The sequence below is a fragment of the Streptomyces sp. NRRL F-6676 genome, from assembly GCF_000725625.1.
Lineage (GTDB): Bacteria > Actinomycetota > Actinomycetes > Streptomycetales > Streptomycetaceae > Streptomyces.
In genome coordinates this window covers 1-202 of record NZ_JOHS01000171.1, presented here as the reverse complement: position 1 = coordinate 202, position 202 = coordinate 1, and the positions used below count along the sequence as shown (strand labels likewise).

The 202-nt window shown below is 68.3% G+C and carries 1 protein-coding gene; it reads left to right on the top strand.

Annotated features, from left to right (window positions below; translation table 11 throughout):
* Window positions 1–202, top strand: a 202-nt coding sequence (locus IO29_RS31475) for a methylmalonyl-CoA mutase family protein (RefSeq protein WP_033227714.1), incomplete at both ends; no start/stop codon positions are given.

Sequence of the window (202 nt, the reverse complement as noted above, 5' to 3'; positions counted from 1 at the left end):
CTTCGCCGGCTCCTACGTCGTGGAGCGGATGACCGACGACGTCGAGACGGCCGCACGCGAGCTGATGCGCAAGGTCGAGGACCTCGGCGGCGCCGTCGAGGCCATCGAACACGGCTTCCAGAAGAGCGAGATCGAACGCAACGCCTACCGCATCGCCCAGGAGACCGACTCCGGCGAACGCGTCGTCGTCGGCGTCAACCGC